The following is an 8,877-nucleotide window of genomic DNA, read 5'->3' on the forward strand; positions in this document are numbered from 1 at the left end:
GATGAAGGAAGTGATCGCAGGACACGCGTCACCGTGCTGGTGGCGCTCGCGGCCAATCTGGTGATAGCGGTGGCCAAGGCCATCGGCGGCCTGGCAGCGGGGTCACCCGCCCTGCTGTCCGAGGCGGCCCATTCGGTGGCCGACAGTCTGAACGAGGTGTTCCTGCTCGCGGCGCTGCGCCGCAGCCGTCGCCCCGCCGACCGGCGTCATCCTTTCGGCTACGGCAAGGAGCGGTTCTTCTGGTCGCTCCTCGCGGCTGTCGGGATCTTCGTGATGGGCGGCTGTTTCTCCTTCTTCCAGGGCTTCGAGGCCCTGGCGAGCGGTTCGGAGGAGAATCTCAGCGGCTATGTGGCAGGCCTGATCGTGCTCGGTATCGCCCTCCTCGCGGAGGGCGGTTCGCTGTTGCGCGCGCTGTACCAGGTGCGCCGGCAGGGTGGCACGAGCGCCGGGCTGCGTGATCCGGCTCTGCGGACGGTCGTCGCCGAGGACGGCACCGCGGTGCTCGGCGTCACCCTGGCCATCGTGGGCATGGCGCTGCACATGGTCACCGGCCAGGTGGTGTGGGAGGCGTCCGCCTCGCTCGCGATCGGCGCGCTGCTGGTCTACGTGGCGTTCCGGCTGGGCCGCGACGCCCGCGACCAGCTGATCGGCGAGGCGGCCGACCCGGAGTCGAGCGGGCGGATCCAGGCGCTGCTGTGTGCCCAGCCCGAGATCGACAGTGTGGAAGCGCTGTTCACGATGAAGACCGGGCTGGACACGGCCCTGGTGGCCGCCCGCGTCGACCTGGTGCCCGGCCTGGACAGCGAGCGGGTCGAGGAGGTCGCCGTCCGCATCAAGCGATCCATCGCCCGGACGGTGCCCGAGGCCGACCAGATCTTCCTCGACGTGACCGACCGCCTCGCCCGCGAGGCAGCGGAAAGCCCCGCCGCGACGGGGGAACGCGGCGGGGCCTGAACCTCGCGTGCCCCCTCGCGGCCGGTTCACACACACGAGGAGGAAGTTCTTCCCGGCCGGCTGCCCGCACCGGGCAGCCGGCCCCTGTCTCAGCCCTCCTGGGGCGGCTCCAGTACGAACACCGGAATCTCCCGGTCCGTCTTTTTCTGGTAGTCGGCATACGCCGGGTACGCCGCGACGGCCCGCTCCCACCATGCCGCCTTCTCCTCGCCCGTCACCTCACGGGCGGTCATGTCCTGCTTCACCGGCCCGTCCTGGAGCTCCACATGCGGGTCGGCCCGGAGGTTGAAGTACCAGACGGGGTGCTTGGGCGACCCGCCGAGGGAGGCCACCGCGGCGTAACGCCCCTCGTGCTCCACCCGCATCACCGGTGTCTTGCGCAGCTTTCCGCTCCTGGCACCGCGTGAGGTCAGGAGGACGACCGGCATCTTCGAGCCCTGCAACGTAGTCCCCTCCGTACCGCCGGAGCTCTCGTACAGCTCCACCTGCTTGCGCACCCACTGCGTCGGGCTGGGTTCGTACTCGCCTTCGAGAGGCATGGCATCCGTCCCATCGTCGCGTCCGAGGCTCATCGCCACCTGGCTTCAACGTCCGTGCCCCCGGGAATCATCCGCACCGGCCGGATCCGGCCGGACGTGGACTCACCCCGGCGCGAGTGCCATCCGCACGGCCAGAGCCGTCATCACCCCGCTCGCCACCAGTGCCGTCGCCAGCCGCCCTCGATGGCCGGTCAGCACCCGGCCCAGCAGCGCTCCGCTCCCGGCCAGCAGCACCTGCCAGCTCGCGGAGGCGGCGAAGGCGGCTGCCACGAACACGCCCTGCTCCAGCGGACCGGCCGGGCCCGTGGCCTGGGAACCGAGCACGAGGGCCGCGAAATAGATGACGGTGGTGGGGTTCAGCAGGGTGATGCCCAGCAGACCCAGACAGGCCCGGGCGGGGCTCGGGGGAGCGGGGGCGCTCCGGGTCGCGAGCCGGTGGCCGCGGTACTCGCGCACGGCGGTGACCGTGCCCCAGGCCGCCAGCGCGAGCAGCACCAGCACGCAGACCCACCGCAGCGGCCCGAGCACCGGCCGCAGCGCGGCCGCGAGGGCCGTGCCCCCGAGGGTGGCCGCGAGGGCGTAGAGCCCGTCGGCGGTGGCGACACCGAGCGCGGCGCTGACACCGGTGCGCAGGGAGGTGCGGGCGGTGAGGGAGACGAGGTAGGTCCCGACGGCCCCCACGGGGACGGCGATGCCGTACCCGGCGAGCAGCCCCGCGACGAGCGCGGCCGTCATGACCGCGGCGGAGTCGGACCTCCCCGGCGGCCGGACTGCCGCTGTCGGCGCGGGGCAGAGGCGGCGACGGACGGCGGCAGGAGAACGGTGAACGTAGGCATGGCCGGATCCTGCGGCCTGCCCCGCCGTACCGACAACCGGTTTTCGAATCGGCGTGGCCGCACCCGCGCCCGGGCGAGGACGCGGAGCCCGCAACACGGGCCACCGTCCCCGGTGTTCGAACGGGAAGACGGCAGCCCCCGGCCATGTTGCCGCCACCGGCGATCTGGCCGAACTTCGCGTCGCCCTATAGGTGCCTGGGGCATCTAATGAAGATCGGCACGACGCACTACTCGTCTGCGAGGTCTTCATGACGGAAACGACCGCACCCGTCGCCTTCCCCCAGAGCCGGACCTGCCCCTACCACCCGCCCGCCGCCTACGACGCGCTGCGCACCGAACGCCCCCTGAGCCGCGTCACCCTCTTCGACGGCCGCGAGGCCTGGCTGGTCAGCGGGCACGCCACCGCCCGCGCACTGCTGGCCGACCCGCGGCTGTCGTCCAACCGCGACCGGCCCGGCTTCCCCGCCCCCACCAAGCGCTTCGCCGGGATCCGCGACCGCAGAACGGCCCTGCTCGGCGTCGACGACCCCGAGCACCGCGCCCAGCGGCGGATGGTCGTCGGGGACTTCACCCTCAAGCGGGCCGTCGAACTCCGGCCACGGATCCAGCAGATCGTGGACGAACGGCTCGACGCGATGATCGCCCGGGGCCCGGCCGCGGACCTGGTGAGTGCCTTCGCGCTGCCCGTGCCGTCCATGGTGATCTGCGCCCTGCTCGGCGTCCCCTACGCCGACCACGACTTCTTCGAGACCCAGTCGCGACGGCTGCTGCGCGGCCCGGAGACCGCCGACGTCCTCGACGCCCGGGACCGGCTGGAGTCGTACTTCGGCGACCTGATCGACCGCAAGCAGCGGGACCCCGGCACCGGCCTGCTGGACGACCTGGTCCACCGGCAGCTGCGCGAGGGCGACCTCGACCGCGAGGGCCTGATCGCCATGGCCCTCATCCTGCTGGTCGCGGGCCACGAGACGACCGCCAACATGATCTCGCTCGGCACCTTCACCCTGCTCCAGCACCCCGAGCGGCTCGCCGAGCTGCGCGCGGACCCGCGACTGCTGCCGGCCGCGGTCGAGGAGCTGATGCGGATGCTGTCGATCGCGGACGGCATGCTGCGTCTCGCCGTCGAGGACATCGAGGTGGCCGGGACGACGATCCGCAAGGGTGAGGGGGTGGTCTTCGCGACCTCCGTCATCAACCGCGACGAGAGCGTCTACCCCGAGCCGGACACCCTCGACTGGAGCCGCCCGGCCCGTCACCACGTCGCGTTCGGCTTCGGGATCCACCAGTGCCTCGGCCAGAACCTCGCCCGCGCCGAACTGGAGATCGCCCTGCACAGCCTCTTCGACCGGCTGCCCACCCTGCGCCTGGCCGCTCCGGCCGAGGAGATCCCGTTCAAGCCGGGCGACACCATCCAGGGGATGCTGGAACTCCCCGTGACCTGGTAAGAGGCTTCCGCACATGCACATCGACATCGACAAGGACATCTGCATCGGTGCGGGCCAGTGCGCCCTGACCGCCCCGGAGGTGTTCACCCAGGACGACGACGGCTACAGCACCCTGCTGCCCGGCGGGGAGGACAGCGGCAGCCCGCTGCTGCGGGAGGCGGCCCGCGCCTGCCCGGTCAGCGCCATCTCCGTGTCCGAGACGGTGAGCTGACACCGGATCTCACGCGGCGTCCAGGAGCCGCCGGGCCGCCTCGCGCGCCTCGGCGGCGGGCTCGGCGCTCCTGGTGACGCCCGCCGTGGCCATGGCACCCTCGGCCAGCAGGAACAGCTGCCCGGCCAGCGCGCCGGGCAGCCCCGCCGCCGCCACGAGCGCGTCGAGGTAGGCGCGGAACGCCCGCTTGTGCGCGCGCACCTGGGCCGCCACGCGCGCCGAGGTGGCGCCCAGCTCGCCGTACGCGTTGAGCCACGCGCAGCCGCGAAAGCCCGGCTCGCCGAACCACATCCCGAGCCAGTCGAACACGGCCAGGAGCCGCTGCTCCGGCTCCGCGTGCCCCTCGACGTACTCGGCCAGCTGCCCGCGCCAGCGCGTGTCGCGCCGCTCCAGATACGCCTCCACCAGGTGCTCCTTCGCCGGGAACAGCTGGTAGAGCCGCTTGAGCGAGACCCCGGAGGCGCCGCGGACGTCGTCCATGCCGACGGACTGCACACCCCGCCCGTAGAACAACTCCTCGGCGGCGTCCAGCGCCCGCTCCCGGGCCTCTGCGCTGTCCATGGACGACCCTCCTTGACGCGAGAACGAGCGTTCTCCTACGGTAGCAGCCCTGCGGAGAACGCTCGTTCTCCCTTGCTGACAGGGAGGATCCATGTCCGACCGCCCGCCGCTGCCGCCCTTCACCCGCGAGAGCGCCGCACAGAAGGTCCAGGCCGCCGAGGACGCCTGGAACACCCGCGACCCGCACAAGGTCGCCCTCGCCTACGCGCCGGACTCCGTCTGGCGCAACCGCGACACCTTCGTCACCGGCCGCGCCGAGATCGCCGAACTCCTGACCCGCAAGTGGGAGCGCGAGCAGGAGTACGCGCTGCGCAAGGACCTGTGGGCCTTCGACGGCAACCGCATCGCCGTCCGCTTCCAGTACGAGTGCCGCGACACCGACGGGCAGTGGTGGCGCGCCTACGGCAACGAACTGTGGGAGTTCGACGAGCACGGCCTGATGACCCGGCGCGAGGCGAGCATCAACGACGTGCCGATCGAGGAGAAGGAGCGCCGTATCCACGGTCCACGGCCGGAGGCCGAACGGGGAGAGACGTTCCCCCTCCGGTGAGCCCGGGGGAGTCGCTAGGGTTTCCGGGATGACCGAACAGGCCGCCGCCCGGAAACCCTTCCTCTACGTCGTCGTCTGTGCCGCCGGCATCGCCGCCGACGTCAGCAAACTGATCACCGCCGCGCAGGAACGGGACTGGGAGGTGGGCGTCATCGCGACGCCCGTCGCCATGAACGGCTTCTTCGACACCTCCGCCGTCGAGGCGCGGACGGGCCGCCCGATCCGCTCCGCCTGGCGTACCCCCGGCGAGCCGCGCCCGTTCCCGGCACCCGACGCCGTGGTCGTCGCGCCCGCCACCTTCAACACGGTCAACAAGTGGGCGGCCGGCATCGCCGACACCCTCGCCCTGGGCACCCTGTGCGAGGTCGCGGGCACCGGTGTGCCGGTCGCCGTCCTGCCGTGCGTGGCCGGCGCGCTGGCCGCCCACCCCGCCTACCGGGAGAGCCTCGAACGGCTGCGCGGGATGGGCGTGCGGTTCGGCGAGCCGTACACGGGAGAGCCGGGGGAGGGCGGCGGGCGGCCGGAGTTCGGGTGGGAACGGGCCCTGGACCTGATCGGACGCGGCCGACGGTCAGGCGCGCTGCCGACCGCGGCCCCATCTGGGGACAGCGATGGTGACGGTCCGTCAGGCATCCTGCCCGGCCGCGTCTTCGAGCACACACGAACACGTACGCTCCCCGTGGAAGCCCTCCCGAAGACAGGAGCAGCAACGATGCAGTACGTGAAGCTCGGTTCGACGGGCCTGGACGTCTCGCGGATCTGTCTGGGGTGCATGACCTACGGTCTGCCCGACCGCGGTCCGCACGAGTGGACCCTCGACGAGGAGGCCTCGCGCCCGCTGATACGGCAGGCGGTCGAGGCGGGGATCAACTTCTTCGACACGGCGAACGTCTACTCCGACGGCACCAGTGAGGAGATCGTCGGCCGGGCCCTGCGCGACTTCGCCCGCCGCGACGAGATCGTCCTCGCGACGAAGGTGCACGGCAGGATGCGGCCCGGACCGAACGGCGGCGGACTGTCCCGCAAGGCGATCATGACCGAGCTCGACCAGAGCCTCACCCGCCTCGGCACCGACTACGTCGACCTCTACCAGATCCACCGCTTCGACCCGCACACCCCGGTCGAGGAGACGATGGAGGCCCTGCACGACGTCGTCAAGGCGGGCAAGGTCCGCTACATCGGGGCGAGTTCGATGTACGCCTGGCAGTTCTCCAAGGCCCAGTACACCGCGCGGCTGAACGGCTGGACCCGTTTCGTCTCCATGCAGAACCACTACAACCTGATCTACCGCGAGGAGGAGCGCGAGATGCTCCCCCTGTGCGCGGACCAGGGCGTCGGCGTCCTGCCCTGGAGCCCGCTCGCCCGAGGCCGCCTCACCCGGGACTGGGACACCACGACCGAGCGCAGCGCCACCGACACCTTCGGCAGCACCCTGTACCAGGAGGGCGACCGCACCATCGTCGAGGCGGTCACCCGTATCGCCGGCGAGCGGGGCGTCCCGCGCGCGCAGGTCGCCCTCGCCTGGCTCCTCCACCAGCCCACGGTGACCGCCCCGATCGTCGGCGCGTCCAAGCCCGGGCACCTGGAGGACGCGGTGGCTGCCGTGGAGATCCGGCTGAGCGACAAGGAGCTGGAGGAACTTCAGCACCCGTACGGCCCCCATCCCGTCGCCGGGCACTGAACGCGGCACGCGAAGCTCAGTGGGGCCCCTGCGGCGCGAACTCCGTTCCGCAGGGGCCCGACCCCTCGCTCTCCGCCAGTTCCACCCTCGCCCCGCTCATCGTCAGCGTCCGGTAGTACCGCCCGATCCGCTCCGCAGACCGTCCCACGTAGTGCCCGATGAACGACCGCCGGAACCGCTCGGCCGACCGGTTCGGCTGCGATCCGTGCACCAGGCTCCCGTTGAAGAACAGGACGTCCCCCGGCGCCATGTCCACCGGGACCGGCGTCAGCCCCGTCGGCGGCGGAACGAACTCCCGGGCGAAGGACACATCCGAGTCGGCCTGCTCCGGGCAGAAGAGGTCCATGCGATGCGTGCCCGGCACGACCTCCAGCCCGCCGTTCTCCCGGTCGATCACATCGCAGGCCACCCACGCCGCCACACAGGTGCCCGGCTCCACCCGCAGATAGAAGTTGTCCTGGTGCAGCGCCTGCCCCCGGGCCCCCGGCGGCTTGAAGTAGAACATGCTCTGCGCGGCCAGCACCTCCTCCCCGAGAAGCACCTCCAGAACCGTCCGCAGCCGGGCGTCCAGCAGGACCTCACGCGCGACGCCGTTGATCTCGTGCGGGTGCATCACCCGGGGCCAGACGTGCAGCGGATCGACGCCCGGCGCGTCCGCCGCGCGCGGCTCGAAGTGCCCGGGCACCGGACCGGCCGCCCGCAGCGCCGCGAACTCGTCGCACAGCCGGTCGGTCTCGTCGGCCCCGAAGAGCCCGCGCACTACCGTGAAGCCGTCCTCCTCGAACCCCTCCCGGTACCGCCGGAGCCCGGCGGGGTCCAGGATGGAAGCGCCGGTGGCGCCATTGCCCGTGACTGTCATGAACGCACTCCTCGGTCAGGTGTCCTCGGTCCGAAACGCTAGGCCGCCCAGCCGTCGAGGAGGATGCCCGTGGGTGCTGACGGATTGCCCGGCACTGCTGAGCGCGAGGACACCGGAAGCACCGGGAACGCCGGGAACGCCGGGGATCCCGCCCCGCCGCCCGGGCTGGTCGTGCTCGGCCACTTCGACCAGCCGCCCGGCTACGGCGTCAACCGGCCGCACGGATCCGCGAGCTGGCTCTTCACCTGGACCACCGCAGGCCGGGGACGGCTGTGGCAGGGCGGTGCGCAGACCTCGGCCGGCGCGGGCGACCTGGTCGTCCTCGCCCCGGGCGTCCCGCACGGCTACGCCGTCGAGCCCGGCGCCCGGCACTGGAGGTTCTGGTGGGCGCACTGTCAGGCCCGCCCGTCCTGGGCCGCGTGGCTGCGCCCGTACGACGCCGGCGCCGGGATGTACGTCGTCACCTCCGCCCCGGCCGGAGTGCACGGCCGGGTCGGGACGGCGTTCCGGCGGATGCACGCCGACGCGCGCTGGACCGGCACCGAGGCAACGCCCGACGCGTCACCTCCGGACGGGCAGGTCGCCGTGGCGCACGGCAGCGCGGCGCGCGAACTGGCCCTGTGCGCACTGGAGGAGATCGTCCTGCTCACCACCGCCGCCGCCCGGCCCGCGACGCCCCACCCCGGTCTCGACGCACGGATCCGCCGCGCCCGGGAGCTGATCGACGCCGACCCGGGCGCCCCGCACACCGTCCGCTCGCTCGCCGGGGGCGTCGCGCTGTCGCCGTCCCGCTTCGCCCATCTGTTCAGCCGGCAGCTCGGCCAGTCGCCCATGCGTGCCCTGCGCGAGGCGCGGCTGCGCCATGCCGCCCGGCTGCTGGAGAGCACCGACCTGCCCGTGGAACGTGTCGCCGCGGCCTCGGGTTTCGTCAGCCCGTTCCACTTCAACCGCGCCTTCCGCGAGCGCTACGGGGCGCCACCCGGGGCGTACCGCACGATGCACGGCGGTTCGCCGGGCTGAGCACCGCCATTGGTCTCGCGGGCGGCCCCGAATGGCCGGCGCGGAGAGGGCGGTCGACGGGGTGAGCTGCTGTGCAGGCGATGGGTCAATGGTTTCCTGCGGCTACCGGAAGCGGGCTAATGCGAGTCGCTAAAGGGGGCAGACAGCACGGAAATGCCTTTCGCTCAGCTGATTGACACTTTGTCAAAAGGCGCTGGCAGCGCACACAATGCACGAAACCG

The 8,877-nt window shown here is 72.2% G+C and carries 10 protein-coding genes and 1 pseudogene; 7 read left to right on the forward strand and 4 right to left on the reverse strand.

All coding sequences use genetic code 11. The features are described 5' to 3' along the window. Window positions 1-33: 33 nt before the first annotated feature. A complete protein-coding gene (locus G3I77_RS09800; protein ID WP_374385383.1) occupies window positions 34-954 on the forward strand; it encodes a cation diffusion facilitator family transporter in 921 nt (306 codons plus the stop codon). A gap of 89 nt (window positions 955-1,043) precedes the next feature. Here the strand turns inward: G3I77_RS09800 and G3I77_RS09805 are convergent, their stop codons facing one another. Next, entirely contained in the window at window positions 1,044-1,493 is a 450-nt protein-coding gene (locus G3I77_RS09805; RefSeq protein WP_248502234.1) for a nitroreductase family deazaflavin-dependent oxidoreductase, read from the reverse strand. A 102-nt stretch (window positions 1,494-1,595) separates the two neighbouring features. Next, complete coding sequence (locus G3I77_RS09810) at window positions 1,596-2,228, reverse strand: LysE family transporter (protein ID WP_248502235.1); 633 nt, start codon at window positions 2,226-2,228, stop codon at window positions 1,596-1,598. Window positions 2,229-2,577: 349 nt separating this feature from the next. Between G3I77_RS09810 and G3I77_RS09815 the strand changes: the two genes are divergently transcribed. Together G3I77_RS09815 and G3I77_RS09820 are read left to right on the forward strand one after the other, a co-directional pair. Continuing rightward, window positions 2,578-3,774, forward strand: coding sequence for a cytochrome P450 (locus tag G3I77_RS09815; protein WP_248502236.1), 1,197 nt, complete (start codon window positions 2,578-2,580; stop codon window positions 3,772-3,774). 13 nt (window positions 3,775-3,787) lie between these two features. Continuing rightward, complete coding sequence (locus G3I77_RS09820; protein WP_248502237.1) at window positions 3,788-3,985, forward strand: ferredoxin; 198 nt, start codon at window positions 3,788-3,790, stop codon at window positions 3,983-3,985. Between the two features lie 9 nt (window positions 3,986-3,994). Here G3I77_RS09820 and G3I77_RS09825 read toward each other — a convergent pair whose 3' ends face one another. Continuing rightward, on the reverse strand, window positions 3,995-4,546 hold the full coding sequence (locus G3I77_RS09825) for a TetR/AcrR family transcriptional regulator (RefSeq protein ID WP_248502238.1): 552 nt from the start codon (window positions 4,544-4,546) through the stop codon (window positions 3,995-3,997). A 91-nt stretch (window positions 4,547-4,637) separates the two neighbouring features. On the opposite strand from G3I77_RS09825, the gene G3I77_RS09830 reads away from it, so the two are divergent. The 3 genes and pseudogenes from G3I77_RS09830 (at window position 4,638) to G3I77_RS09840 (ending at window position 6,777) form a co-directional block, all read left to right on the forward strand. Then, window positions 4,638-5,096, forward strand: a complete 459-nt coding sequence (locus G3I77_RS09830) for a nuclear transport factor 2 family protein (RefSeq protein ID WP_248502239.1) — start codon at window positions 4,638-4,640, stop codon at window positions 5,094-5,096. Between the two features lie 28 nt (window positions 5,097-5,124). Then, a pseudogene (locus tag G3I77_RS09835) lies at window positions 5,125-5,658 on the forward strand (flavoprotein); the annotation flags it as partial. A 150-nt stretch (window positions 5,659-5,808) separates the two neighbouring features. Then, complete coding sequence (locus G3I77_RS09840) at window positions 5,809-6,777, forward strand: aldo/keto reductase (protein ID WP_248502636.1); 969 nt, start codon at window positions 5,809-5,811, stop codon at window positions 6,775-6,777. 16 nt (window positions 6,778-6,793) lie between these two features. On the opposite strand, the gene G3I77_RS09845 is transcribed toward G3I77_RS09840, so the two are convergent. Then, window positions 6,794-7,636: a phytanoyl-CoA dioxygenase family protein gene (locus tag G3I77_RS09845; protein ID WP_248502240.1), complete on the reverse strand. Its 843-nt coding sequence runs from the start codon at window positions 7,634-7,636 to the stop codon at window positions 6,794-6,796. Window positions 7,637-7,699: 63 nt separating this feature from the next. On the opposite strand from G3I77_RS09845, the gene G3I77_RS09850 reads away from it, so the two are divergent. After that, a complete protein-coding gene (locus G3I77_RS09850) occupies window positions 7,700-8,656 on the forward strand; it encodes a helix-turn-helix domain-containing protein (protein WP_248502241.1) in 957 nt (318 codons plus the stop codon). The last annotated feature ends 221 nt before the right edge of the window (window positions 8,657-8,877 follow it).

This window comes from Streptomyces sp. D2-8, assembly GCF_023184515.1.
Taxonomy (GTDB): Bacteria; Actinomycetota; Actinomycetes; order Streptomycetales; family Streptomycetaceae; genus Streptomyces.